The following is a 25,428-nucleotide window of genomic DNA, read 5'->3' as shown; positions in this document are numbered from 1 at the left end:
AAATATCAGAACGAATTCTTTTTACGCGATTAAAGGATATTTTTTACTAATAATCACCGGGATCGCTCCACTCATCGTCAGAATCTCCTGCATCACTCCAGGGATCGTAATCATCGTAATAATCACCGTCATAGTCATACCAGGTATCGCCAGGATCGCTCTGGGCGGCAGCAGCAGCGGCAGCCGCAGCAGCTTGAGCATCAGCAGCGGCCTTGGCATCGGCAGCAGCCTTGGCATCGGCTTCGGCCTTGGCTTTTTCGGCAGCCTTAGCTTCGGCAACGGCTACTCCATCACTGGTTTTCCAGTCGGAAGAAATGGAAGCGTTATCGAGGATGATGGAAGCAATCTTAGAGTAGTTCTCAATGCCTTCTTCGTCACTGAGAGAAAGGGCTACCAGAAGAGGACTGCCAGGTCCATAGTATCTACATTCTAAAACACCGCGTACAGGCGTAGAAATTGAGCTATCAATAGCTTCCCCGCTCATCCATACATTTGCTTGGATAGCATAATATGCTCCATCATCGGTAAAAGAGTCGTCAATGCGATTTATAAACATATCGTCAGCGGTCATGGTTTTGCAAAGGCTTTCCGTTAATGATACAAGCGTTTTTTTAGCGCTTTCAGCGGTAGAATTGAGACCATCGTGCTGGGCGGCTTCTAACGTGTGAGAACGGATAATCACCGCGTTAGGCGTCGTGTCGTTAACAGCTTCGAGATGAATCTGCTTTTCTACGGCAGGGACATCTTTTTCTCTCATGGTAACTGGATAAAGAACGGTTAAGTTGTCGGCCTCTGACAAAGCAACTTCGTTACTCAGCTTATCATCAGGTGAAGGAGCAGTTAGAATCGCTTCAACTGTGATGGTATCTCCCTTGTTATCAGTTATAACCGCTACATACGTCTTTTTATCGTATGTTAGCGCCACCTCTTTGCTGTCCTTTAAATCTAGCTTAGGAAAGCGGTAGGTGGTATTCTCCGCGTCGACAGCGTATAAATCCACAGGTTCGGCTAATAAATTTTTCTCTAGGCTTAGCGAAAAGGTGTCGCCTTCTTTAATAGATTTGCCTTTTAAGAGATTGTCGCCTAAGTCTTCATCTCCGCTTTTAGTAGCGTATAACTTAGCAAGCTCGGAATCCAGACTGTTTAGAACAGATATTTTGGAACCTGTTCCGCAAGAAGAAAGTAGTAGCGTAAAGAATGTGAATGCAAGAATCAGTGATAATTTTTTTTTCATAGTCCCCTCCTATGTGTGATTTCTCATCTCATTAACTATTTATACATAAAAATGTATATTTACATAATACTATATTTGTAATGCTTTGAGGGGATTTTTTTATGTATATAGAAAAGTTCTTTGAACCTTCCTATATACATAAAAATAGAATTTGCGGGACGCAAATTCTATTTTTTGAGGGTGGTCTAACCCCAAATTTCCTCATCGGTAGGAATTTTCGCATCCTTATTGAAGAGACCGATTTGGGAAATGTTAATTAAATGGGTATAGTTTAGGTTTTCGGAGATACTGTTATTTCCCCAAGAGCCACAGCCAAGAGTAGTGGTCGGTGAGAAACCGTTATAAAGGCTTCCGCCAGCACCAGTTGAAGAGGTTTGGTTAACCACGAGACGACTGATGGATAGGTGCTCACCTGCGTATTTAATGTGGTCCATGTTATCGCTATGAAGGGCGGCTGAGTGACCGATTCCTTCCCATTCAAGGTTCTTCTGCGCGTAATCTACGGCTTCTTCGAAGGTGTCATAGGGAGCCGCGATCATTACAGGACACATTTTTTCTTTACAAAGTGGTTCGCTATGGTCTAAGCTTCTGGCTTTTAGGAGAATCATCTTAGTATCTTCAGGAACGCTAACGCCAGCCACTTTCGCTACCGTTTGTACGCTTTGACCGATTACTTCACGGTTCATAGCGCCGCCGTCAGGGAAGATAGCTTCTGCGAATTTACCTACTTCCTCAGCGGAATCAGCGTAGTAAACCTGATTTTTCTTAAAGATATCGATGACTTCATCGTAGTTTTCTCTAGGGATAAAGATGCTTTGTTCGCCGGAGCAGATAATGCCGTTATCAAAGATACGACCAGCGATAATTTTGGGAACTGCTTCTTCGTAGTTAATGTCCCTATCGACGATGGTCTGCACATTACCAGGGCCTACACCGTAAGCCGGCTTACCGCTTGAGTAGGCGGCCTTAACCATGGAAGAACCACCAGTAGCGACTACAACATCAGCACTTTTAAGAAGAGCACTGGTCGCTTCTCTCGTTGGTTCGATGATTTGGAAGAGGTCTTCTGGGGCACCGTGATCTTTTAAGACTTTGCGGAAGACTTCAACTAAGTAAGCTGTTAACTTGGCAACTCGGCGTGAAGGGGAAAGCACGATGGCATTTTGTCCCTTTAAGGCGAACATACCGTTACACATAGGGGTTACGACCGGGTTTGTAGCAGGGATAATCGCGGCAACAACACCTTTGGCTTTAGCCACTTTAAGGATGCCGGTTTCTTTGTTTTCTTCGATTACCCCGATGGATTTCTTGCCTTTTAAGCTATTCCAGATAATTCTGGATTTTCCTTGGTTTTTAGCAACCTTATCAGCGTAGACGCCCATGCCGCTTTCCTCGACCGCTCTTTTGGCGAGTTCTTCAGCGTTGTCGTAGACCACTTTACCGATAGCCCGAACGACTTCGTCGACTTTTTCTTGAGAGAAATTAGTCTCAAATTCTTTTTGCGCTACTTTTGCTTTCTCAATGATTGTTTCAATTGTCTTGTTTACATCTTGTTCCATTCTATCTTTCCTCCTACTATCTTTCGATTATTTAGATTTGTTAAAGGCCACAGCCGCTTTTAAATTGACTGGTTTGTGCTTATTACAGCAGCTATCACAAGCTTCGTCAAGGTACGCATAGAGCGCTGGACGAAAATCAGGGTGAGCACAGTTTTCGATAATGGTCTTGGCCCGGTCGCAGGGATCTAGCCCGCGAAGATCAGCAGCACCTTGCTCGGTGATAATTACATGGGTTTCGTGAATCGTATGATCCACATGGCTTACAAGGGGTACGATGGAAGAAAGAGTACCATTCTTAGCCGTTGATTTCGTAATAAAGATGGATAGTCCAGCGTTCTGGCAGTAGTCACCAGATCCGCCCACTCCGTTCATCAAGCGGTGTCCGTCTACGTAAGTGGAGTTGGTGTTTCCGTAGATGTCAGCCTCGATTACCGTATTGATGGCGATGATACCAAGGCGCCGGATTACTTCTGGAGAGTTGCTAATCTCCTGAGGACGGAGCATAATCTTATCTTTATATTTGTCAAAGTTCTCAAAGAACTTATCTCTAACGTCAGCAGATAAAGTCAGAGACGTGGCACAGGCAAAATCGATTTTGCCGCTATCCATTAATTCGAAGATTGAATTTTGTAGAACCTCCGAATACACGGTCATATGTTCAAACCCCGATTCTTGTAGTCCGTCGAGAACGGCGTTGGTTACGCTACCGATACCTGCTTGTAGTGGCGGGAGTGGCGTGCACATCCGACCAGCAGCCACTTCGTTTTCAATAAAACCGATTAGGTTTTTCGCCATCTGGCGGAATTCGTCATCAGGAGCGGCGACGGCTCTACCGTTATCAGGAATATCGCTTTCGATAATCGCCACGATCTTTGAAGGGTCGCACTTAATATAGGTAGTACCGATGCGGTCACTAGGTTTCGTAATCATAATCGGTTCGGTATGGGGAACCTTCGCTGGTGAGAAGACGTCATGAATACCCTCGATCTCTTCAGGAACGTAAGTGTTTAGCTCGATAATTACTTTATCGGCATATTCTACGTAGGTATTTGAGACCCCGATAGAAGTAGTGGGAATGATATTGCCCTGCTCATCAATAGCCGCAGCTTCAACCACAGCCACATCGATGGGATTTAAAATCCCGTTTTTAACCCATAAAGGAAGCTCGCTAAGAGCCATGTCAAAATAGCCCACTTCCCCAGCGTTGATAGCATTTCTTAAATCGGTGTTCGTTTGATAAGGAATCCGTTTTTTGAAAGCTCCTTTACGAGCCAGCAGACCGTCGAACTCATCTCCGAGAGACGCTCCGGAATAGACGGTAAGATCCAGCTTTTCACCAGCATCCGCTCTTTTGCCTAAGGCTTCTCCTATTTTTTTGGGGTAGCCAGCAATGGTAAAACCACTCACACCTAAGGTCATCCCTGGAGTGATAAAAGCAGCAGCTTCATCGGCCGACATCACTTTGTCTAGTAAGTCGCTGTTGCGAATTCTTTTCTTCAAGTTCTCATTCATGATTAATCCTCCCTATATCGTTAAAGTTATAACGATGAAACGATAAAAAGTTTTTCTTCTCTAGATGTGAGTATATAACAAGGTTTAATATATGTAAAAAGTATTTATAATATATTCAATATATCGATTATGTATGATAAGATAAGGAAAGGGTACACGCAGAGCATGTCCTGCAATTAAAAAGGAGAATGAAGAATGGAAATTACATATGATTATTATCGAATATTTTATTTTGTGGCAAAATATCAAAGCTTTACTCAGGCTGCGAAGGTGCTAGGGAGCAACCAGCCCAATCTGACCAAATACATTAACAACTTAGAGCACCAGTTAAGTTGCAAGCTTTTTATCAGAACAAATCGGGGAGTGAGCTTGACGCCGGAAGGGGAGAAGCTTTACCGTCACGTAGCCGTAGCCTTTGAACAGTTTAAGGCCGCGGAGATGGAACTGGCTAATGATAAGAATCTAGAAAGTGGGGTGGTTACTATCGGTGTAAGCAATACTGCCCTTCACGGGATGCTGTTACCAGTGCTCGGCCAGTTTCGCAAGTCTTATCCGGGAATCCATTTAAAGCTTTCCAACCAGACCACACCTCAGTCATTGCAAGCGCTAAAGAGTGGGACCGTTGATTTTTCGCTCGTTACCACCCCTCTTCATATTCAGAAGCCCTTTGTGGCAACGGCCTTAAAGAGCTTTCAGGAAATTTTAATCGGTAGCCCTCAGTATCAAGAGCTGGCCCAGCAGACGATGGATATTACGGAGACCGTTAAGTATCCCTTAATCTTTCTGGGGGTTAATACCACGACTCGGGAATTCTACAATACCTTCTATTCTCAGTACGGACTGGTGCTAACACCGGATATCGAAACGGCGACCACAGACCAACTCTTACCTTTAGTAAAGAATAACTTAGGTCTAGCGTTTATACCGGAAGAATTTGCCACCACCGCCATTGAAGATGAAGAGGTAATTACCATTTTGCTGGCCCAAGAAGTACCAGCTAGACAGATCTGTATTGTGGAAGATAGTAGTCGCCATCTTAATATTGCGGCTAGTAAACTGAAACAGATGATCGTAGAAGCCGGGGCAGCGAAAAAGTAGATATGTAAATATAACATATTAAACATATATTAAATGCATTTTACATATAACTGTTGATGAATTATACTATTTTTAGTATTGTAAAAGGATTTCTAGATGATATAATAGTTAAATAATTAACGAGTATGAAAAGGAGGAAGGAATTTTATGGAATTTTCAATTAAGCCAGCGATTGCGCTCTACGATTCTTTGAAGGGTTTTGTAGAAGCAAAAGCTCTTGGCGAAGGTGATTTAATCGTAACCAACGAGTACGTGCTTTCCCCTCAATTAGGAGGAGAGGCAGCACCTTGTGACGTTTTGTATCAGGAAAAATACGGTCAGGGTGAACCGTCGGATGAAATGGTGGATGCCATTTTAGGAGATATTAAAGGAAAGCAGTACAAGCGCATCGTCGCTATTGGTGGCGGGACGATTATCGATGTGTCCAAGCTCCTTCTTTTCAGTGATGAGTATAATGTAGAAGCTCTTTATGAGCAAGGAAGCGCTCTTAAGAGAGAGCGGGAACTGATTGTCATTCCTACCACGTGCGGAACGGGAAGTGAAGTTACTAATATCTCTATCTTAGAGTTTAAACAGAAGAAGACGAAGATGGGTCTGGCGATTCCTCAGCTTTACGCAGATGAAGCAGCGCTTATTCCGGATATGCTAAATACGCTGCCTTACGGAGTCTTTGCTACCAGCTCAATCGATGCTTTGGTGCATGCCATGGAATCCTACGTATCACCAAAAGCCACTCCGTTTTCCCGGATGTTCGGTAAAGGGGCAATGGAGAAGATTCTGAAAGGGTATCAAAAGATGCAGGACGCAGGTGAAGCCAAGTTACCAGATGATATGGAAGACTTCTTAATCGCCAGTACCATGGCTGGAGTAGCCTTCGGCAATGCAGGCTGTGCCGCCGTTCACGCCCTTGCTTATCCAATCGGGGCGATGTACCACGTGCCTCACGGAAAAGCCAATCACATGGTCTTTGAAGCTACCTTCAATATGTATAAAGAATTAGGAGCGGATTTAAGTCCAGCGGAAGAAGTATTAGCAGAGATTTTTGCTTGCCAGCCAGAAGAAACTTGGGAGAAGATGTTTGCCTTACTAGATTTTGTCCTTCAAAGAGAAAGCCTAGGCAGCATTGGTGTAGATAGTGACGTGGCGGGAGAAATGGCCGCTTCCGTTATTCAGAATCAACAAAGGCTTTTAGCCAATAACCCGCTAGAGTTAACCCAGGAACAGATAAAAATAATTTATGAAAGATGCATATAAAAAAGGAGACAGGTATGAAAACAAGAGAAGAGTATATCGAAAGTCTAAAAAAGCTTAACTTAGAAGTGTATTTGATGGGTGAAAAAGTGGAATGTCCAACGGAACATCCGATTATTAAGCCATCTATGAATTCAGTGGCGATGACTTATGAGTTAGCTACGAAACCAGAGTATGAGGACTTGATGACAGCCACGTCTAGCCTTACGGGAGAAAAGATTAACCGTTTTACTCACCTTCATCAAAGCACGGAGGACTTAGTAAAGAAAGTAAAAATGCAAAGACTGCTAGGTCAAAAGACTGCGTCTTGCTTCCAAAGATGTGTGGGTCTTGATGCGGCAAACGCGGTATTCTCAACCACCTACGAGTGTGATGAAGCCCATGGCACGAACTATCACGAGAACTTTAAGAAATACTGGGAAAGAATTCAAAGAGAAGACTTAGTAGTTGATGGCGCCATGACTGACCCAAAAGGCGATCGTTCACTCTCACCGTCTCAGCAAAAAGATCCTGATATGTACCTACGGGTGGTAGAAAGAAGAGAAGACGGTATCGTTGTGCGGGGTTCTAAAGCCCATCAGACCGGCATCGTTAACTCTCACGAAGTTATCGTTATGCCGACGATTGCGATGAGACCAGAAGATAAAGACTACGCAGTAGCTTTTGCCCTTCCAGCGGATGCTGAAGGTATCTTTATGATCTACGGCAGACAAAGCTGTGATACGAGAAAACTAGAGCCAAATGCGGATATCGATGTAGGAAATAAAAACTTCGGTGGTCATGAAGCCTTAATGATCTTTGAAGATGTCTTCGTACCTAACGACCGGATCTTTATGAACGGCGAGACGGACTTTGCCGGCATGATGGTAGAAAGATTTGCTTCTTATCACCGTCAAAGCTACGGCGGCTGTAAAGTCGGCGTTGGCGATGTGCTAATCGGGGCAACCGCTTTAGCAGCTGACTATAACGGGGTACCAAAAGCAAGTCACATCAAAGACAAGATTATCGAGATGAATCACTTAAATGAAACTCTATACTCATGTGGTATCGCTTGTTCCTGCGAAGGTTGTGAGATGAAAGCGGGCAATTATTACGTAGATACGCTACTTGCGAATGTCTGCAAGCAGAACATTACCAGAATGCCTTATGAAATCACTCGTCTAGCAGAAGACATTGCCGGCGGCCTGATGGTAACCATGCCTAGCCAGCAAGATTATGATAATGAAAAGCTAAGACCGTATATCGATAAGTACCTTCAAGGAAATGCTGATGTACCCACAGAAGACCGGATGAGAATTTTAAGACTGATTGAAAACATCACTCTCGGAACGGCAGCTGTTGGCTATCGTACCGAATCTATGCACGGTGCTGGCTCACCTCAGGCACAGCGCATTATGATTGGTAGACAGGCAAATGTAGAGCAGAAGAAAGAACTGGCAAAGGATATTGCCGGAATTAATAAGAAAAAATAGGAAATGAATATCTATGTGAAATACTGCGGTGGCTGCAACCCTAGATTTGATCGCCGGGAGGCGGTAGAAGAGCTAGGGAAGCGCCTGCAGGCAAATCTAGAAAACATAAAGATACAGCATACAGACCCGCAGGCGGACGCTCACCTACTTGTAGCTGGGTGTGAGCGGAGCTGCTTAAAAGGCCTTGGTGCCAAGCGGGAAGTGGTGTTGAATCATCAGGTTACACTTGATGAAGTGGTAAAACAAATTCTTGGATGGAGTGAAGAAATGCAGGATTATAGGGAAGAATACAAAGACAAATTAGTCACTGCCAAAGAGGCTCTTAAGCAGGTGAAGGATTACGATAGAGTAGCCATCGGCCATGCTTGTGGTGAACCAAGAGCCCTCACAGGTGCCCTTGCGGAGCGCATGAACGAGCTTAAAGGGGTAGAGACGACAACGATGGTAGGAATGGCTGATAGCGCCTACTGTTTTCCAGAAGCAAAAGGGCATTTGCGTCACAATTCGCTTTTTGTAGGTAAGAACGAAAGAGTAGCGATTAAGGAAGGGCGGGCCGATTATACACCTCGGTATTTTTCCCGGATTCCGTCGCTATTCACCGACGGTTCGCTGCCTCTTGATGTGGCACTGGTTCAGGTAAGTGCCCCGGACAAGCACGGCTACGTAAGCTTCGGTGTATCGGTAGACTATAGCTTTACCGCTGCCAAAGTTGCGAAAATTGCCATTGCCCAGATTAATAAAAATATGCCACGGTGCCACGGCGACTGCTTTATGCATGTAAGTGAGTTTGACTATTTAGTGGAAGAGGATTTGCCTTTAGTAGAGCTCGCTTCCGCAGAGTTATCAGAAGTGGAGAAAAAGATCGGCGCCAACTGTGCCAGCCTAATAAAAGACGGCGACACCTTGCAATTAGGAATCGGCGCTCTTCCAGACGCGGTGCTTTTATCTCTAAAGGATAAAAAGGACTTAGGAATCCATTCAGAAATGTTTTCCGACGGCGTAGTAGAGCTAATCGAAGCCGGTGTTATTACCAATAAGAAGAAGAACTATAACCCAGGAAAGCTAGTAGCCACCTTCCTGATGGGAAGTAAGAAGCTTTATGATTTTGTGGATGATAACCCAGCCGTATATATGGCTTCGGCAGATTATACCAACGATCCCTACGTGATTGCCAAGAACGACAATTTGGTTTCCATTAATTCCTGCGTAGCCGTAGACTTTATGGGACAGGTAAGTTCAGAAAGCGTAGGTACCATGCAGATTTCCGGTGTGGGTGGACAGGTGGATTTTGTGCGCGGCGCCAATATGTCAAAAGGCGGTCGCTCGATTATCGCCATGAGTTCAACGGCTAAAGGCGGCACGATTTCCAAAATCGTCCCGATGTTAGAACCAGGTGTAGCGGTGACTACAGGACGTAATGATGTGGCGATTATCGTAACGGAATACGGAATAGCCGATCTTCGTGGCAAAAGCTTAAGAGAACGGGCGAGAGCACTTATAGAGATTGCTCATCCAAGCTTTAGAGAAGAGTTAATCGGTCACTGGGAAGATAGATTTAAGATGAAATGGAAGGATATCACGGAGGAGTAAAGATGGATTTTAATTTAAGTAGTAAACACGAAATGGCAAGAACTCTTTTTAGAGAGTTCGCTGAGAATGAAGTAAAACCCCTCGCCCAGGAAGTGGATGAGACCGAACAGTTTCCCGAAGAAACAGTAAAGAAGATGGCGAAATACGGCTTTCTTGGAATACCAGTACCAAAAGAATACGGCGGCCAAGGTTGTGATATCTTGACCTATGCCATGTGCGTTGAAGAGCTAGCAAAAGTATGTGGTACGACGGCGGTTATCGTCTCTGCTCATACGTCACTTTGCATCGATCCGATTATGACCTATGGAACCACAGCGCAGAAGGAGAAGTATCTACCAGCTCTTGCTAAAGGCGAAAAGCTAGGAGCTTTTGGTCTGACGGAGCCCGGAGCCGGAACAGACGCCCAAGGGCAACAGACGAAAGCTGTGTTAGACGGTGATGAATGGGTGCTAAACGGTAGCAAAATCTTTATCACCAACGGTAAATACGCCGATGTCTATATCGTCATCGCCGTTACCGGAACGGTAGAAAAAAGAGGCAAAACGATGAAAGAGATTTCCGCTTTTATCGTGGAAAAAGGAACACCAGGCTTTTCTTTTGGAACGAAAGAAAAGAAAATGGGTATCCGCGGTTCGGCTACTTATGAGCTGATCTTTACGGATTGCCGCATTCCGAAGGAAAATCTCCTGGGTGCGCAAGGAAAAGGCTTTGGTATCGCCATGCATACCTTAGATGGTGGTCGTATCGGTATCGCTTCTCAGGCTCTTGGTCTGGCAGAAGGTGCTCTTGAAGTAACCGTCGATTACGTGAAAGAAAGAAAACAGTTTGGACGCTCTATCTCCCAGTTCCAGAATACCCAGTTCCAATTAGCAGATATGGCGACAAAGACAAAAGCCGCTCAGCTAATGGTATACCGGGCTGCTAAGGCGAAAGATGCCGGTGGCAAATACAGTGTGGAGGCTTCAATGGCGAAGCTATACGCCGCCGAAGTAGCTATGGAAGTGACCACGAAAGCCGTGCAACTCCACGGTGGCTATGGCTACATTCGTGAATACGATGTGGAACGGATGATGAGAGATGCGAAGATAACAGAGATCTATGAAGGAACCTCAGAAGTACAGCGGATGGTTATCGCTGCTGATCTGTTGAAATAGGAGAGCGAAAAGATGAAAATAATTGTATGTATCAAACAAGTGCCAGATACGAAAGGTGGCGTACAGTTTAATCCAGATGGAACCCTAAATCGGGGGGCAATGCTGGCGATTATGAATCCTGATGACAAAGCGGGACTAGAAGCTGCCCTACGTTTGAAAGATCAATACGGAGCCGAAGTAACCGTTATTACCATGGGTCTGCCAAAAGCCAAGGAAGTACTAGTAGAAGCCATGGCGATGGGAGCGGATAAAGCCATTCTCGTAACCGATAGAGTTCTCGGTGGTGCCGATACTTGGGCCACCTCGACCACTCTGGCAGGTGCCATTAGAAACTTAGAATACGATCTAATTATTGCTGGTCGTCAAGCAATCGACGGGGATACGGCGCAAGTAGGTCCCCAGATTTCCGAACACTTAAATATTCCGGTAATCTCCTATACTCAGAAGCTAGAGATTGAAGGTGATTACGTAGTGGCCCAGCGTCAGTACGAGGACCGCTACCACGTAGTAAAAGCCAAGATGCCTTGTCTGATTACGGCTCTTGCTGAGTTAAATGAACCTCGTTACATGACTCCAGGGGGAATCTTTGATGCCCACGAAGCAGAGGTTATCATGTATGGTCGCGATAAGCTTATCGACGTAGACGATGCAGATTTAGGTCTTAAAGGCTCACCGACAAAAATCGCTAAAGCCTCAGATAAGGTAAGAAAAGGCGCTGGCGAACAGGTGAATTTAGACCCAGAAGCATCAGTTGGTTACATTCTTGAGAAGTTAAAAGAAAAGCACGTGATATAGATAAAAGGAGATTATTTATTATGAATTTAAGTGAATACAAAGGCGTATATGTCTACGCCCAACAAGTAGATAATAAAATCGATGGCGTTGCTCTTGAACTTCTAGGAAAGGCCCGCGATTTAGCGAAGGATTTAGACACCGACGTAACCGCTGTTCTAATCGGAAGCGATGTAAAAGGCCTAGTTAAAAAGCTAGCTCAGTACGGCGCCGATAAAGTCATTCTTGTAGATGATCCAGCGCTAAAAGAGTATCGGACAGAACCTTATACTCATGCTCTATCATCGGTTATCGAAGCGTTCAAACCAGAGATTGTACTAGTGGGAGCAACGGCCATTGGTAGGGACTTAGGTCCTCTTGTATCTGCTAGAGTACAGACTGGTCTGACTGCAGACTGTACCCAGTTGGATATCGGTGACTTCCCCTTAACGCCGCAAGCAGGCAGAGAGCAAAAACCGAATCAACTACTGATGACTAGACCTGCCTTTGGTGGTAATACAATCGCTACCATCGCCTGCCCAGACAATCGTCCCCAGATGGCAACTGTACGTCCAGGGGTTATGCAAAAAATCGAGAAGAGGGTAGATGCCGAGGCAGAACTAATCGTTTTTGATCCAGGCTTTACCCCAAATGATAAGTACGTAGAGATTCTTGACGTGGTAAAGAGTTTATCAAATACGGTGGACATCATGGATGCCAACATCTTAGTGTCTGGCGGTCGCGGTATTGGCGGACCAGAGAACTTCTATATCCTAGAAGAGCTAGCAAAGGCAATCGGCGGCGAGGTAAGTTGCTCAAGAGCCGTAGTAGACGCTGGTTGGAAACCAAAGGATCTACAAGTAGGCCAAACAGGTAAGACGGTACGTCCTAATGTATACTTTGCCGTAGGTATTTCTGGCGCGATTCAGCACGTGGCAGGAATGGAAGAATCCGATATTATCTTTGCTATTAATAAGGATGAGAGCGCGCCGATCTTTGACGTGGCTGATTACGGTATTGTTGGCGATTATAAGCAGATTGTACCGGCTCTTGCTAAGAGCCTTGAAAACTTAGCAGCTGTGGAGGCATAAAGATGGAATATTTTGATTTGATTGCTAAGCGTCAAAGCATTCGTAAATATAAAGAAGAGCCTCTTCCAAGAGAGGACGTGGAAAAAATCTTAGATGCAGCTCGTCTTTCCCCATCGGGAAAGAATTTGCAAAACTGGCGTTTCTTTGTTCTTGATACAAAGGCGAATATCGATGCGCTCTGTGAAATCATCCAAGGGAAGAATGAGGAGATTGCCGGAAAAATCGCTCAGACCGACGAAGAAAGTGGCGCAAGATTCCGAAAGTTTTGCAAAAACTTTACGCTGTTCATTAAAGACGCTCCCGTTATTATCCTGACTATGGCTAAAGATTATCTGCCCTCTGGTTATCAGGAGTTAAAGCTTAGCGGCGCGGCCCAGGAGGAGCTAGACTACCTAGCGTATAAGCCGAATCCAGGTATGCAAAACATTGGTTCCGCTATGGAGCATATGGCGCTTGCCGCCACCAATTTGGGCTATGGCTCGTGTTGGCTTACCAGTGCTAATTATGCGGGTGCGGAGATTAAAGAATTTATTAAAGAAAAAACGGGCTTCGATAAAGAAGAGTACTTTTTTACCTGTATGCTGAGCCTTGGTGTACCAGCAGATACAGAGCATAAGAGTCCGAAAAGAAAAGAATTAGCAGATATTGCTTATTTTGTAGATTAGGAAGAAGGAGAGGTGATTTGTTTCATCTCTCCTTCTTCCTGCTTTTGTGCAACACAAATTCTGTTTTGCTTAACAAGTATATGGAAATAACCTATAATAGAGAAGTGAAAGGAGAGTATCTAGAATGATTATTGAAGGAAATCAGAAACAATTAGCTGCGATGCAGGAATTCCACAACGGTAACCGTCAGGAGGGGCTTAGACTTCAAGAGGAGTTTGCAAAAGAATTTCGTGAAGAATACAAGGATAAAGATCATTGTTCATGCAAAAAGGCATGTAGATATCATGGGAATTGCAAAGAATGTGTGGCTATTCATAGAGCGCACCAAGAGCATGTTCCCAATTGTATGCGTCCCGTCATCAACAAAAAAATCAAACTAATTTCAGAACTCACAGAACATTCGATTGCAGGAGAAATCGAAATGCCAAAAGAGGTTTTAAGATAGAAAGAGAGTGGAGAACACTATGAAGCAAGTTAAATTTGCCATTATTGGCACTAGCGTGATTACGAAATATTTTCTAGAGGTAGCAAGCAGTGTCCCAGAATTTACTTTGACCGCTGTTTACTCCCGTGATTTACAGAAAGCGAAGGACTTTGGTGCTAGTTACGGGGCGACCGTATTCTACGATTCCCTAGAAGCCCTAGCAGCCGATCAGGAGATAGACGCGGTTTATATTGCCAGTCCGAATAGCTGTCATGCAGCTCAGACCATCCAGTTGATGAAGGCTGGTAAGCATGTCTTATGTGAAAAACCAATTGCCTCTAATGCAGCAGAGGTAAAAGAGATGCAGAAGGTGGCGAAGGAGAACGGGGTGGTTCTATTAGAAGCCATGCGTAGCGTCCACGATCCGGCCTTTCTGGAGATCAAAGAGCATCTGAAAAAACTGGGAACGCTACGATATGCTAGTCTCCAGTTTTGTCAGTATTCATCTAAGTATGATGCCTTTAAAGCTGGGGCTGACTGCAATATCTTTAATCCTATATATTCTGCCGGCGCTTTAATGGATATCGGCATTTACTGTATTGAAGCTATGCTGGCACTTTTTGGTGAGCCTCTTTTAGTTACGGGAATGGGCACCTTTTTAAGAGGAGGCATTGACGGAGCCGGAGCGATTCTCGCTAAATACGAAGAGATGATTGTAGAGCTTACGTATTCGAAGATTACCGGAAGCCAGCTTCCTAGCCAGATCCAAGGGGAAAAGGGCGTGATGTACATTTCAAAAATCGCCGAACCAAATGAGGTGCGCATTGTATATAACGACGGCGCCGAGGAGGTTATAGATTTACCAGTTTGTAAGAACAATATGGTCTATGAATTGGAAACCTTTATTAAAGCAGTTAAGGGGCAGAAGGATGCGGATGAATTTGCCCAGCTTTCCAGGGGGGCGATTCGGATTACCGATGAGGTGCGAAGACAAATTGGTCTTACCTTTCCCGCGGATCAGAAGATAGGAGAAAATGCGTATGAAGATTAAGAAAATACTGGATTTATCTCAGACCTTTTACCACAACAACCCCGGCTATATGCCCTATCAGCTGACGGAAATTAATTATGAGACCTTAAAGCCAAGAGACGGCTATACCTCTGAGCGGATGGCAATGAATACTCATACTTCGACTCACATCGATGCGCCAGCCCACCATTTCCCAGAAGGCAAAAGCGTTGCCCAGATTGATATAGAGCAATTAGTAGGAGAAGGCGTTGTGGTTGATCTGTTTGACATCGGTTCTCACCAGGTGATTGGTCCTGAGCATTTAGCACCTTATGAGGATAAAATTGGTGAAGGAGACATCGTTCTTCTTTGTACCGGCTGGGGATACAAGCGAGGGTGGACCACAGAGTATGTAGATAACTGGCCCTATCTGGGAGTGGAGGGAGCTCGGTGGCTTCTGGAGAAAAAGGTCAAAGGCATTGCCATTGATACCATGAGCGTGGGCGGTCCGCGCGCCGGGGAAGGTTTGGAACAGCATGAATTACTGCTAGGAGCCGAAGTTTGGCTAGGGGAAGAGCTGTTCTTTCCTAAAGAACTTTTAGAACACCAGCGCTGGGAATTTATGTTCTTGCCCCTTAAGCTAGAAGGCTGTGGCGGTGCTCCTGGGCGAGCAATTGCGATGATAGTTGAATAATAGAGAAAAGATAAGAAGACTTCAAAAGTACCAGGGAGTCTTCTTTTTTATGTCATAGGAAAGTTCTTCGAACTCTCCTATGACATAAAAACGCTCCGCTGTGGATGCGCACTTCGGCGTAAGGAAATGTGTGCAACAGCACACGCCGAAGGCGCAGGAATTTGCCAAGAGCAAATTCCATTTTATGGGAAAAACTAACAAAGGGATACGTGATTATATGTGAAAAATAGCGAAAAGCACAAAAACGATTGACAATCCTAACATCCTACGTTAGGATGAGGCTACAAAGAAGCGTAAACAAAGGAGGCTGAAATGAGAAAGAAGAAATGGGGAATCTTGTTAGTAGCGTTGTTATTGATGGGGCTGCTGGCAGGATGCACAGGAAAAAGTAAAGCAAGTACCGAGGCAAATGGTGAGTATCAGAAGATTGAGCTAGTAATGGCGGTAAACGGAACGGATATTCAGATTGACTCTTTAGTGGCCAATAAGTTTGCCCAGTTAGTAGAGGAAGAGTCAGGCGGTAGCGTTACGGTGGTGGTTTATCCCAATGACCAATTAGCCGGCGGTAATGCCACCAAGGGAATTGAGATGATTGCCGGTGGTAGTGTGGACTTAGCCGCATACGCCACTTGTACCATGGCCGTAATTGACGAACAGCTAGCGTGTGCAACCATTCCTTGGATTTTTGATGATTATACAGATGCCAGAGAGATTATTGATGCTACCGGCGGCGAGTACTACGCCCAGCGCTTATCAGGAAAAGGAATTACTTACCTAGGTTCATTCCACAATGGTTTTCGCCAGATTACCAATGGCAAAAAGGCGGTGAAGACGCCGGCAGATGTGAAAGGCCTCAAAATTCGCGTACCTGGTAGTGAAGTGTTTATGAGGTTCTTTAGAACCTTAGGGGCGGATCCCGTGGCTATGAGCTGGAGTGAAGTCTTTACGGCGATTCAACAAGGGACAATAGACGGTCAGGAAAATGGCGTCAGCGTTACTAGCTCTTCAAAGATGAGCGAGATTCAAGATTACATGACCCTCTGGAACTACTCTTATGAAAACGATTTATTTGTTGCTAATACAGAAATCTGGGAAGCTCTAGAACCGAAGACCCGGGAGCTTCTTCAGGAAAAAGCCACCGAGGCCTGTGAATGGGGACGAGATGAGGTTGAGCAGCAAGAGGTGGAGCTGGTTCAGAATTTCCGCGATGCTGGCATGGAAGTGACCGAATTAACGGATGAACAGCTGGATGAATTTAAGGCCGTGATGAAAGACACGCGTCAGGAATTTATTAAAAAATATGGAGAAAAAGCACAAAAGGCTTTTCAAATAGATTAGAGATTAGGAGAAAAAGGATGAAGTTTTTAAATAAAATCGAAGAAATAATAGCTGCAACATGTCTGATTGTTATGACAATCCTAACATTTTCTAATGTAGTCGCAAGATATGTATTTAGTGCATCGTTCTCTTTTTCAGAGGAGATCACCACGTACTTGTTTGTCCTTCTTAGTCTTCTAGGAACGGCAATCGCAGCCAAACGGGGGGCTCACTTAGGGCTAAGCATTATTACCGATGCGGTGAGTCCCCAGGTAAGAAAGATTCTTCACTGTATCGGCTTCTTTATCGCTACCATCTTTTGCCTCGCCATCTTCTGGTATGGAATAGGCATGGTGGCCAATCAAAGGATGTTAGGGCAAGTAACCGCCGGGATGCAGTGGCCAGAGTGGATATTTGGTTCCTTCGTGCCAATCGGTGCCTTCTTTGCCACGATTCGCTTCGGAGAAGTGTTGATAAAAGAAATAAAGAGTAAACCAGATGTAAAGGGTGAGGAGGAGATGCCATCATGATAGCAGCAATTTTATTTGGAGTATTTGCAGTCTTACTGCTGATAGGAGCCCCGATTGCCGTGTGCCTCGGAGTGTCCAGTATCGCGGCCATAGTTGTCCAAGGATTAGGAAAACCGTTAGCGACGATTATGAGTAGCTTGCCGATGATTGTCTCGGCGTCCACAAGTAAGTTTGTGTTACTAGCGATTCCCTTCTTCATCTTCGCCGGTAACATTATGGAAAAAGCAGGAATTTCTGGCAAGCTAATCGCTTTAGCGGAGTCTTGTGTCGGTCATATCAAAGGTGGTTTGGCCATGGTGTGTGTAATCGTAGCTTGTTTCTTTGCCGCCATTTCTGGCTCCGGACCAGCAACGGTAGCGGCACTTGGAGTCATTATGGTACCAGCCATGATTCGCTCAGGTTACAAACCAGCATTTTCCGCAGCGCTAATGGCGGCCTCAGGGGCGATCGGTGTCATTATTCCCCCCTCGATCACCTTTGTAGTGTACGGGTCGATAGCGGATGCCTCCATCGGCGAACTCTTTATCGCTGGGATGGTCCCCGGGCTCATAATGGGAGCGGCTCTTTTACTAGTAGCTCTAATCGTTGGACGGAAGATGAACTTAGAAACCTTGCCAAAGGCCAGCGGTCAGGAACGGTGGAAGGCATTTAAAGATGCTTTTTGGGGACTGCTAATGCCAGTTATTATCCTAGGCGGAATTTACGGTGGTATTTTTACCCCCACAGAAGCAGCTGCCGTCTCGGTAGTATACGGACTCTTCGTGGGAATTTTTATCTACAAGAAGATCAAAGTGCAGGAGTTCTATTCTATCCTTATCGATACGGTCTCTACCACCGCTACGGTCATGTTTATTACGGCCGCTGCCAGCTTATTCGCCTACGTGTTAACCCGGGCTAGATTAGACGTATCCATTAGTTCAGGACTGGAAGCCCTGACCGGTGGCAATGTGATTATTTTCTTTATCATTGTCAATATTATCTTATTAATTGCCGGCTGCTTCCTAGATTCCACTTCAGCGCTCTATATTTTCACACCGCTTTTTGTACCGGTGGCGAACGCGCTGGGAATCGATTTGATTCATTTAGGTGTGGTCATGATTGTCAACCTAGCAATCGGTCTTTTCACACCGCCGGTAGGAGTGAATTTATACGTAGCCTGCGGGGTGGGAAATGTGAATCTAAAACAGATATCAAAGGCCGTCTTAGGACTGATTATCGCCGCCCTAACCGTGCTCCTATTAGTAACGTATATCCCGAAAATTTCCTTATTGTTTTTGTAGAAAAGAGGTAGTGAATATGAAGAATGTAAGTGTATTAGATTTAAAGAAACAGTGTATCGACTTAAAGAAAAAGGTCATCGATATGGTCTATAAAGCCCAGTCGGGACATCCAGGTGGCTCCCTTTCAGCAGCGGACTTTGTCACAGCTCTCTACTTTAAAGAGATGAAGATCGACCCAGAAAACCCTAATTGGCCAGAGCGTGACCGCTTTGTTTTATCAAAAGGCCACGTGTGCCCGATTCAATATGCAGCGCTAGCTACGAGAGGATACTTTGACGAAGCCGTCCTAGATACCCTACGCCAGGAAGGCTCCATCTTACAGGGACATCCAGATATGAAGAAGTGCCCAGGCATTGATATTTCTACCGGGTCTTTAGGACAAGGACTGGCTTGTGGCGTTGGCATGGGTATTGTAGCTAAGCAAGATAATATGGATTACCGGGTGTTCGTTGTGGTTGGTGACGGCGAGTGTCAAGAAGGGGAAATCTGGGAAGCTGCCCAGACCGCTTATAAATATCAGTTAGATAATCTAGTCGTTTTTGTGGATAACAACAACCTACAGATCGATGGCATCACGGACGAGGTAATGCCGAATATCCATTTAGGTAAAAAATTCGAAGCCTTTGGCTTTGATATGTATGAGATTAACGGCAATGATATGCAACAAATCGTCGATACCCTAGACCGCATTCGGATGACGAAGAACGGAAAGCCAAAGTGTATCTTTGCCAATACGGTCAAAGGAAAAGGCGTTTCTTATATGGAAAACCAGTGTGGATGGCACGGAGTTGCGCCAAATGATGAGCAGTACGCTCAGGCGATGAAGGAATTAGACGAACAGCTTCAGGCGTTATAGAGGAGGAAATGAAATGAGTGAAGTTAAGAAAGCAACCAGAGATGGTTTTGGTGAAGAGATTGTTAAGTTAGGGAAAATCGATGACAGTATCTATGTGGTGGATGTGGATATCGGGAAATCTTGTAAGACCACGGACTTTAGAGAAAAGCTTCCCCAGCAGTATTTAAATGTGGGTATTGCTGAGCAAAATGCAGCCGGTGTGGCCGCTGGGCTGGCGACCTGTGGAAAAATACCTTTTGTAGTAACGTATGCAGTCTTTGGTTCCCTGCGGATGTGTGAAATGATTCGCCAAGAGATCTGCTACCCAAATTTGAATGTGAAAATCGCTTGCTCTCACGGTGGTGTTACCCCAGCCAATGACGGGGCTAGTCATCAGAGTATTGAGGATATGGGAGTCCTACGGACCATTCCTAATATGACGGTTATTATGCCAGCGGATTACCACGCCGCCAAAAAGCTAGTAGCGGCCGCTGCCGCTTACGACGGACCGGTATACCTGCGCTTTACTAGAGATGCCATTCCAGTGATATACGATGAAGATGTGGAATTTGAAATCGGTAAGGCCAGAACCCTAAAAGAGGGAAAAGACGTAGCGATTATCGCTAACGGCGATACCGTCTCTATTGCCATAAAGGCAGCTAAAGAACTAGAAGCAAAGGGCGTATCCGTAAGGTTACTAGATATGCATACGATTAAGCCTTTAGATGAAGAAGTCGTAGCCGCTTGTGTTAACGAAATTGGCAAGATTATTACGGTAGAAGATCATAACATTATGAATGGGCTAGGAAGTGCAGTGTGTGAAGTAGCAGCCGATATAGGAAGTGCTCAGGTTAAGCGAATCGGTATCCAAGACCAATTTGGTCAGTCGGCTCCTTATGAAAGATTATTGGAGATGAACGGAGTAACGGTAGAAAATATTGTGAAGACAGCAGAAGAAATGCTTAAATAGGAGGGAAAAGTAGATGTTTGAATTTGACGGACAAGTAGTAATTGTAACCGGAAGTGGATCGCCAAAGGGAATTGGCAAAACGATAGCGAAAACCTTTGCCAAGCAAAAAGCGGCAGTGGTAATCGCGGATATCAATGAGGACGGAGTCCAGGAAACGGTAGATGAAATTAAAGCGGCTGGCGGCGAAGCCATGGGCGCGGTGGTAAATGTAACCGCGAAAGAATCCGTAGATGCCATGGTGCAAGCCGTCTTAGAAGCTTACGGCAGAATTGATGTTCTTATAAATAATGCAGGTATTTCTCAGAAGGTAACGGTTGAGGACATGACCATTGAAGATATGCGACGGATCTTTGAAGTGAATATGTATGGCTTATTCTTATGTACCCAGGCCTGTATGAAACCGATGCGCCAGGCGAAGTACGGACGGATTGTGAATCTATCATCGGTCTCAGGAAAACGCGGTGGTGGGGTCTTCGGCGGTGCTCATTACTCAGCTTCTAAGGCAGCCGTACTTGGCTTTTCTAAGAACTTATCAAGAGAGATTTCGGCGGAAGGGATTACCATTAACAGCGTGTGCCCAGGACTTATCAATACGGAAATCTGGAAGTCCCTCCCAAAAGCCGATGCCGATAAAATCATCGATGGCATTCCTATGGGAAGACCAGGGGAAACCCAGGAAGTAGCTGACACTATTCTTTTCCTAGCGTCTAAAGAGGCTTCTTATATAACTGGTGAAGAGATAGATGTAAACGGCGGCTCTCATATGGACTAAGGATTATCGTACGCATTTTCTCCTATGACCTCTTAGCTAGTGATTAATTAGACAATCTGCGAAAAGTATGGTAGGATATTAGGATAAACATATGATAACAAACATACGATGAGGTGAGAAAATGCAGTTTAAGAAGGTAAATAGTGAATCGGTTGTTCAATTGGTCATTAATAGCCTTACCGATGCCATGCTAGCAAGAGAATTACGCCCAGGGGATAAATTGCCAACGGAGACGGAGCTTGCAGAAAGTCTCGGTGTAGGGCGCAACTCCATTCGCGAAGCGATAAAAATACTGGTGTATCTAGGAGTCCTAGAAATCAGAAGAGCGGAAGGGACCTTTGTCTGTGAAGGGTTTACCGAGAGTATGATCGACCCCATGATTTACGGCATTATTCTCGATACCTCAGATTCTTATGAGAACTTGATGGAACTCAGGGAGATGATGGAAGTGGGCGTCATGCAGATAGCAATGGAGAAGTATACCGAGGAAGAAATCAAAGGACTGAAAGTCATTCTCGATCGCATGGAAAGGGAAATTAGTAAAGGACCAGAGAACGTAGAAGAAGTCTTTAAGGCTGATAACGAGTTCCATAACGCCATCTCCATGATGGGCGAGAATCCTTTAATTGATAAAATCAATCGAGTAGCCAAGACCCTTACCCACGCTATTCGCTTTAATACGGTAAAGACGATGCTAGAGACGGGGCGGGGGGATGAGCTATTTGCCGCTCACCAAAGGCTCTACCAGATTATGGTTACTAAGGACCAAAGCGATATGAGTACGACCGTTAGAAATACCTATTTTGCAAAAGTAGGAATCAAGGCAATTGAAGAACAGTAAAAAACAAAGTTAAGGAGCCAGTTCATTTAGAGCTGGCTCTTTTATGATGCCGAAACGGTCAAACTAAATCACAATAGTGCAAAATGCACCAAAAACGACTAAGTGTTTTGTGAATTAGTTTGATTGACTTTGACCGAGTGTGATTATATAATCAATTTAGAAATGAAATTTCATTTAAAATAAAGAGGAGGACTATTCATGATTTTTACAGTGACTTTTAACCCGTCGCTGGATTATGTGGTAGAAGTAGAGGACTTTACCCTGGGAAGGACAAATCGTACGGTGTCTGAAGAAATTGTTCCTGGTGGTAAAGGCATTAACGTTTCAACCATGTTGACCCATCTGGGAATTGAAAATACGGCTCTTGGTTTTACCGCAGGTTTTACAGGTGAGGAAATTAGCCGAGGCTTAGAGCGTATTGGTGTGAAGGCAGAATTTATTCATCTTTCAAAAGGAAATTCTCGAATTAATCTAAAGCTTAAATCAGTTGAGGGAACAGAGATAAACGGTCAGGGTCCAGAGATAAAGGAAGCGCGTATAACAGAGCTAATGAATCGCCTAGAAGTCTTAAAGGAAGGCGACATTTTGGTATTAGGTGGCAGCATTCCCGTTACCATGCCAGATAGTATCTACCGAGATATTATGAAGCGTCTAGCCGGAAGAGGTGTGCACATCGTGGTAGATGCGACGAAAGAACTCCTCTTGAATGTGTTAGAGTATCAGCCGTTTTTAATTAAGCCGAATAAGGATGAGCTAGAAGAGATTTTTTCGGTAAAGCTGCAAAGCAGGGAAGAGATTTTGCACTACGCAGATAAGCTCAGAGAAATGGGAGCAGAAAATGTATTAGTATCCCTAGGTGGTGAGGGAGCTATCTTAATTGCTGCTGATGGCAAGGTGTATGATACGCCGGTGCCAAAGGGTGAGCTTGTCAATGGTGTTGGTGCCGGGGATTCGATGGTGGCTGGTTTTTTAAGGGGCTGGCTTCTCGATAGGGAATACCGAACGGCATTTTATATGGGAGTGGCCGCAGGTAGTGCCAGTGCCTTTTCAAAGCACCTGGCGAAAAAGGAAGATGTAGAGACTTTATATCGTGAGTTAGTGGAAGGAGCAGAGTAGATGAGGATAACAGACTTATTGGAAGTAGGTAGTATTGAACTGAAAGGTACACCAAGGAGCAAGAAGGAAGCTCTTGATCAAATGGTAGATTTGATGGTGAAAAGCGGTAAGATTAGTGATACCGAAGCGTATCGAAAATTGGTGTATGCTAGGGAAGAAGAAAGTACCACTGGCATCGGCGAGGGTGTAGCCATCCCTCATGGAAAGGGCGATAGTGTAAAGGCACCAGGACTTTCGGCAATGGTAGTTCCTGGCGGAGTAGAGTTCGACGCTTTAGACGGCGAGCCGGTAGAGCTACTCTTCCTAATTGCCGCCCCCAATACAGAAGACAATATCCATTTGGATGTTTTGAGTAAACTGTCCATGTTGATGATGGATGAAGGGTTTATTAATGATTTAAAGAAGACCGAATCACCAGAAGAATTTCTTAAGGTGATTGATCTTGCAGAAAGTAAAAAGGATGAGGAAACCTCTCAGGCAGTAGCTACAGAGACAAGTGCCAAGGGTCAGTTCAAGATTCTCGGTGTAACGTCTTGTCCTACTGGTATTGCGCATACGTATATGGCCGCGGAGGGAATCGAAAAAGCTGCCAAGAAAAGAGGATGTTTTGTAAAAGTTGAAACACGAGGTTCTGGCGGTGCTAAAAATGTTTTGACAGAGGAAGATATTCGCGAGGCGGACTGTATTATTGTTGCAGCGGATGCCCAGGTACCGATGGACCGCTTTGATGGAAAAAGAGTAATAGAGTGCCCCGTTTCAGACGGTATTAGTAAAGGCGATGCCTTAGTAGAACAAGCCCTTTCTGGTAATGTACCAATCTATAAAGGTAGTGGTGCGGCCACTGCTCAGACGACAAAAGGAAAAGGCAGTATCGGGCACCAGATATATATTCAGCTGATGAACGGTGTTTCCCATATGTTGCCGTTTGTCGTTGGGGGTGGTATCTTAATCGCTTTAGCTTTCCTAATTGATGGATTAAGTGTGGATATGAACGCTCTCTCAGCGGAAGCGAGAGGAAATTTTGGTTCGATTACTCCGGTAGCGAAGCTTTTTAAAGATATAGGCGGCGTAGCTTTTGGTTTTATGCTCCCGGTTTTATCTGGATTTATTGCTATGGCCATCGGGGATAGGCCGGCTCTAGCAGTGGGCTTTGTTGGGGGGATGATTGCTTCAGGCGGTAAGTCAGGGTTCTTAGGTGCTTTAGTTGCCGGCTTTGTAGCAGGATACCTAATCGTTCTCCTTAGAAAAGCGTGTGATAAATTGCCTCAGGCGATTGAAAAGATTGCTCCAGTACTCATTTACCCAGTTGTAGGAATTCTCTTTATTGGCTTATTTATGAATTTTGCCGTTGAGCCTGTAATGGGGGGCATCAATACAGCTCTTAATAATGGTTTGACGAGTATGGGAGATTCAAGTAAGTTGATTCTCGGTGGTCTCCTAGCAGCGATGATGGCGATTGATATGGGTGGTCCGTTTAATAAAGCCGCTTATGTTTTTGGAACGGCCTCAATTGCTTCCGGTAATTTTGATGTGATGGCAGCCGTTATGATTGGTGGTATGGTACCACCTTGTGCAATCGCACTAGCAACGATTTTATTTAAAAATAAATTTACAAAAGAAGAGCGTGACAATGGACCGATGAACTTTATCATGGGACTGGCGTTTATTACCGAGGGAGCGATACCTTATGCGGCGGCCGACCCGATTCACGTGCTTCCGTCTTGTATGATTGGTTCTGGTGTGGCAGGTGCGCTGTCGATGTTATTTAATTGTACACTTATGGCACCCCACGGAGGAATTTTTGTGGTACCGGTAGTAGGAAATGCCTTGTTATATTTAGTGGCGCTTGTAGTGGGAACGATTGTATCGGCGGTTCTATTGGGCACCTTTAAGAAAAAAGTGGAAGCGTAAGGAGAGAAGAAAATGATGGAATTTACATATGTGATTACGGACCCAGAAGGGATTCATGCTCGCCCGGCAGGGATGCTAGTGGCAAAGGCGAAGCAATTTGCCAGCCAAATAGAAATAAAAAGCGGTGATAAGACCGGTGATTTGAAGAAAATCTTCAGTGTGATGAGCCTAGGTGTAAAAAACGGTCAAGAGGTAACGCTTACTTTTAATGGTGAGGATGAGGCGAAGGCGTCAGCAGAAATTCGTCAATTTATGGAAGAAAATTTATAAATAATTAATAGTCTCTCGGAATCTCGAGTGATTATTTCGGCAAAGCCGAACATTGAACATTG

The 25,428-nt window shown here is 44.8% G+C and carries 24 protein-coding genes; 21 read left to right on the top strand and 3 right to left on the bottom strand.

Annotation, left to right across the window (positions count from 1 at the left end):
• Positions 1-46: 46 nt before the first annotated feature.
• The 3 genes from NHH16_RS13960 to NHH16_RS13950 form a co-directional block, all read right to left on the bottom strand.
• On the bottom strand, positions 47-1,234 hold the full coding sequence (locus NHH16_RS13960; protein ID WP_262070225.1) for a hypothetical protein: 1,188 nt from the start codon (positions 1,232-1,234) through the stop codon (positions 47-49).
• Between the two features lie 185 nt (positions 1,235-1,419).
• A complete protein-coding gene (locus NHH16_RS13955; RefSeq protein WP_262070224.1) occupies positions 1,420-2,793 on the bottom strand; it encodes an aldehyde dehydrogenase family protein in 1,374 nt (457 codons plus the stop codon).
• 27 nt (positions 2,794-2,820) lie between these two features.
• Positions 2,821-4,305, bottom strand: coding sequence for a succinate CoA transferase (locus tag NHH16_RS13950; protein WP_262070223.1), 1,485 nt, complete (start codon positions 4,303-4,305; stop codon positions 2,821-2,823).
• A gap of 195 nt (positions 4,306-4,500) precedes the next feature.
• Here NHH16_RS13950 and NHH16_RS13945 point away from each other — a divergent pair, with 195 nt between their 5' ends.
• From NHH16_RS13945 to NHH16_RS13845, 21 genes are all read left to right on the top strand, one after another.
• Positions 4,501-5,403, top strand: a complete 903-nt coding sequence (locus NHH16_RS13945) for a LysR family transcriptional regulator (protein ID WP_262070222.1) — start codon at positions 4,501-4,503, stop codon at positions 5,401-5,403.
• Between the two features lie 147 nt (positions 5,404-5,550).
• On the top strand, positions 5,551-6,657 hold the full coding sequence (locus NHH16_RS13940; RefSeq protein ID WP_262070221.1) for an iron-containing alcohol dehydrogenase: 1,107 nt from the start codon (positions 5,551-5,553) through the stop codon (positions 6,655-6,657).
• 14 nt (positions 6,658-6,671) lie between these two features.
• The gene (locus tag NHH16_RS13935) at positions 6,672-8,126 is read left to right on the top strand and encodes a 4-hydroxyphenylacetate 3-hydroxylase family protein (RefSeq protein WP_262070220.1); all 1,455 of its coding nucleotides are present in this window, start codon (positions 6,672-6,674) and stop codon (positions 8,124-8,126) included.
• Between the two features lie 3 nt (positions 8,127-8,129).
• Positions 8,130-9,716, top strand: coding sequence for an acetyl-CoA hydrolase/transferase family protein (locus tag NHH16_RS13930; protein WP_330643540.1), 1,587 nt, complete (start codon positions 8,130-8,132; stop codon positions 9,714-9,716).
• Between the two features lie 2 nt (positions 9,717-9,718).
• Positions 9,719-10,870: an acyl-CoA dehydrogenase gene (locus tag NHH16_RS13925; RefSeq protein ID WP_262070219.1), complete on the top strand. Its 1,152-nt coding sequence runs from the start codon at positions 9,719-9,721 to the stop codon at positions 10,868-10,870.
• A gap of 12 nt (positions 10,871-10,882) precedes the next feature.
• Positions 10,883-11,665 (top strand): electron transfer flavoprotein subunit beta/FixA family protein, encoded by a 783-nt coding sequence (locus tag NHH16_RS13920; RefSeq protein ID WP_262070218.1) that lies wholly within the window; start codon positions 10,883-10,885, stop codon positions 11,663-11,665.
• A gap of 20 nt (positions 11,666-11,685) precedes the next feature.
• Complete coding sequence (locus tag NHH16_RS13915) at positions 11,686-12,732, top strand: electron transfer flavoprotein subunit alpha/FixB family protein (protein WP_262070217.1); 1,047 nt, start codon at positions 11,686-11,688, stop codon at positions 12,730-12,732.
• Positions 12,733-12,734: 2 nt separating this feature from the next.
• Positions 12,735-13,397, top strand: coding sequence for a nitroreductase family protein (locus NHH16_RS13910; protein WP_262070216.1), 663 nt, complete (start codon positions 12,735-12,737; stop codon positions 13,395-13,397).
• A gap of 124 nt (positions 13,398-13,521) precedes the next feature.
• Positions 13,522-13,842, top strand: coding sequence for an LPS biosynthesis protein (locus NHH16_RS13905; RefSeq protein ID WP_262070215.1), 321 nt, complete (start codon positions 13,522-13,524; stop codon positions 13,840-13,842).
• 19 nt (positions 13,843-13,861) lie between these two features.
• On the top strand, positions 13,862-14,872 hold the full coding sequence (locus NHH16_RS13900) for a Gfo/Idh/MocA family protein (RefSeq protein ID WP_262070214.1): 1,011 nt from the start codon (positions 13,862-13,864) through the stop codon (positions 14,870-14,872).
• Positions 14,862-15,524 carry a cyclase family protein gene (locus NHH16_RS13895; RefSeq protein WP_262070213.1) on the top strand — a complete coding sequence of 221 codons (663 nt, stop codon included), beginning with the start codon at positions 14,862-14,864 and terminating at the stop codon, positions 15,522-15,524. Before NHH16_RS13900 ends, NHH16_RS13895 begins: the two co-directional genes overlap by 11 nt.
• A gap of 312 nt (positions 15,525-15,836) precedes the next feature.
• Positions 15,837-16,862 (top strand): DctP family TRAP transporter solute-binding subunit, encoded by a 1,026-nt coding sequence (locus NHH16_RS13890; RefSeq protein WP_262070212.1) that lies wholly within the window; start codon positions 15,837-15,839, stop codon positions 16,860-16,862.
• 17 nt (positions 16,863-16,879) lie between these two features.
• The gene (locus tag NHH16_RS13885; protein ID WP_262070211.1) at positions 16,880-17,371 is read left to right on the top strand and encodes a TRAP transporter small permease; all 492 of its coding nucleotides are present in this window, start codon (positions 16,880-16,882) and stop codon (positions 17,369-17,371) included.
• Entirely contained in the window at positions 17,368-18,651 is a 1,284-nt protein-coding gene (locus tag NHH16_RS13880; RefSeq protein ID WP_262070210.1) for a TRAP transporter large permease, read from the top strand. The genes NHH16_RS13885 and NHH16_RS13880 overlap by 4 nt, the downstream gene beginning before the upstream one ends.
• A 16-nt stretch (positions 18,652-18,667) precedes the next feature.
• Positions 18,668-19,507, top strand: coding sequence for a transketolase (locus NHH16_RS13875; RefSeq protein WP_262070209.1), 840 nt, complete (start codon positions 18,668-18,670; stop codon positions 19,505-19,507).
• Between the two features lie 13 nt (positions 19,508-19,520).
• Positions 19,521-20,456 carry a transketolase family protein gene (locus tag NHH16_RS13870; protein ID WP_262070208.1) on the top strand — a complete coding sequence of 312 codons (936 nt, stop codon included), beginning with the start codon at positions 19,521-19,523 and terminating at the stop codon, positions 20,454-20,456.
• A 13-nt stretch (positions 20,457-20,469) separates the two neighbouring features.
• A complete protein-coding gene (locus NHH16_RS13865) occupies positions 20,470-21,228 on the top strand; it encodes an SDR family NAD(P)-dependent oxidoreductase (RefSeq protein ID WP_262070207.1) in 759 nt (252 codons plus the stop codon).
• Between the two features lie 121 nt (positions 21,229-21,349).
• Entirely contained in the window at positions 21,350-22,069 is a 720-nt protein-coding gene (locus tag NHH16_RS13860) for a FadR/GntR family transcriptional regulator (RefSeq protein WP_262070206.1), read from the top strand.
• 198 nt (positions 22,070-22,267) lie between these two features.
• Entirely contained in the window at positions 22,268-23,185 is a 918-nt protein-coding gene (pfkB, locus tag NHH16_RS13855; RefSeq protein ID WP_262070205.1) for a 1-phosphofructokinase, read from the top strand.
• A complete protein-coding gene (locus tag NHH16_RS13850; protein WP_262070204.1) occupies positions 23,186-25,096 on the top strand; it encodes a PTS fructose transporter subunit IIABC in 1,911 nt (636 codons plus the stop codon).
• A gap of 12 nt (positions 25,097-25,108) precedes the next feature.
• The gene (locus NHH16_RS13845; protein ID WP_262070203.1) at positions 25,109-25,366 is read left to right on the top strand and encodes an HPr family phosphocarrier protein; all 258 of its coding nucleotides are present in this window, start codon (positions 25,109-25,111) and stop codon (positions 25,364-25,366) included.
• Positions 25,367-25,428 lie beyond the last annotated feature (62 nt).

It is taken from the genome of Ohessyouella blattaphilus (genome assembly GCF_024721265.1).
In the GTDB taxonomy this organism is placed as follows: Bacteria; Bacillota; Clostridia; order Lachnospirales; family Lachnospiraceae; genus Aequitasia; species Aequitasia blattaphilus_A.
The sequence above is the reverse complement of the archived record's forward strand: the minus strand, read 5'-3'. Positions and strand labels throughout refer to the sequence as shown.

Bases quoted from the DNA above. Each gene is read 5' to 3' on its own strand.
- NHH16_RS13960 (WP_262070225.1), bottom strand. From the start codon at position 1,234: ATGAAAAAAAAATTATCACTGATTCTTGCATTCACATTCTTTACGCTA.
- NHH16_RS13955 (WP_262070224.1), bottom strand. From the start codon at position 2,793: ATGGAACAAGATGTAAACAAGACAATTGAAACAATCATTGAGAAAGCA.
- NHH16_RS13950 (WP_262070223.1), bottom strand. From the start codon at position 4,305: ATGAATGAGAACTTGAAGAAAAGAATTCGCAACAGCGACTTACTAGAC.
- NHH16_RS13945 (WP_262070222.1), top strand. From the start codon at position 4,501: ATGGAAATTACATATGATTATTATCGAATATTTTATTTTGTGGCAAAA.
- NHH16_RS13940 (WP_262070221.1), top strand. From the start codon at position 5,551: ATGGAATTTTCAATTAAGCCAGCGATTGCGCTCTACGATTCTTTGAAG.
- NHH16_RS13935 (WP_262070220.1), top strand. From the start codon at position 6,672: ATGAAAACAAGAGAAGAGTATATCGAAAGTCTAAAAAAGCTTAACTTA.
- NHH16_RS13930 (WP_330643540.1), top strand. From the start codon at position 8,130: ATGAATATCTATGTGAAATACTGCGGTGGCTGCAACCCTAGATTTGAT.
- NHH16_RS13925 (WP_262070219.1), top strand. From the start codon at position 9,719: ATGGATTTTAATTTAAGTAGTAAACACGAAATGGCAAGAACTCTTTTT.
- NHH16_RS13920 (WP_262070218.1), top strand. From the start codon at position 10,883: ATGAAAATAATTGTATGTATCAAACAAGTGCCAGATACGAAAGGTGGC.
- NHH16_RS13915 (WP_262070217.1), top strand. From the start codon at position 11,686: ATGAATTTAAGTGAATACAAAGGCGTATATGTCTACGCCCAACAAGTA.
- NHH16_RS13910 (WP_262070216.1), top strand. From the start codon at position 12,735: ATGGAATATTTTGATTTGATTGCTAAGCGTCAAAGCATTCGTAAATAT.
- NHH16_RS13905 (WP_262070215.1), top strand. From the start codon at position 13,522: ATGATTATTGAAGGAAATCAGAAACAATTAGCTGCGATGCAGGAATTC.
- NHH16_RS13900 (WP_262070214.1), top strand. From the start codon at position 13,862: ATGAAGCAAGTTAAATTTGCCATTATTGGCACTAGCGTGATTACGAAA.
- NHH16_RS13895 (WP_262070213.1), top strand. From the start codon at position 14,862: ATGAAGATTAAGAAAATACTGGATTTATCTCAGACCTTTTACCACAAC.
- NHH16_RS13890 (WP_262070212.1), top strand. From the start codon at position 15,837: ATGAGAAAGAAGAAATGGGGAATCTTGTTAGTAGCGTTGTTATTGATG.
- NHH16_RS13885 (WP_262070211.1), top strand. From the start codon at position 16,880: ATGAAGTTTTTAAATAAAATCGAAGAAATAATAGCTGCAACATGTCTG.
- NHH16_RS13880 (WP_262070210.1), top strand. From the start codon at position 17,368: ATGATAGCAGCAATTTTATTTGGAGTATTTGCAGTCTTACTGCTGATA.
- NHH16_RS13875 (WP_262070209.1), top strand. From the start codon at position 18,668: ATGAAGAATGTAAGTGTATTAGATTTAAAGAAACAGTGTATCGACTTA.
- NHH16_RS13870 (WP_262070208.1), top strand. From the start codon at position 19,521: ATGAGTGAAGTTAAGAAAGCAACCAGAGATGGTTTTGGTGAAGAGATT.
- NHH16_RS13865 (WP_262070207.1), top strand. From the start codon at position 20,470: ATGTTTGAATTTGACGGACAAGTAGTAATTGTAACCGGAAGTGGATCG.
- NHH16_RS13860 (WP_262070206.1), top strand. From the start codon at position 21,350: ATGCAGTTTAAGAAGGTAAATAGTGAATCGGTTGTTCAATTGGTCATT.
- pfkB (WP_262070205.1), top strand. From the start codon at position 22,268: ATGATTTTTACAGTGACTTTTAACCCGTCGCTGGATTATGTGGTAGAA.
- NHH16_RS13850 (WP_262070204.1), top strand. From the start codon at position 23,186: ATGAGGATAACAGACTTATTGGAAGTAGGTAGTATTGAACTGAAAGGT.
- NHH16_RS13845 (WP_262070203.1), top strand. From the start codon at position 25,109: ATGATGGAATTTACATATGTGATTACGGACCCAGAAGGGATTCATGCT.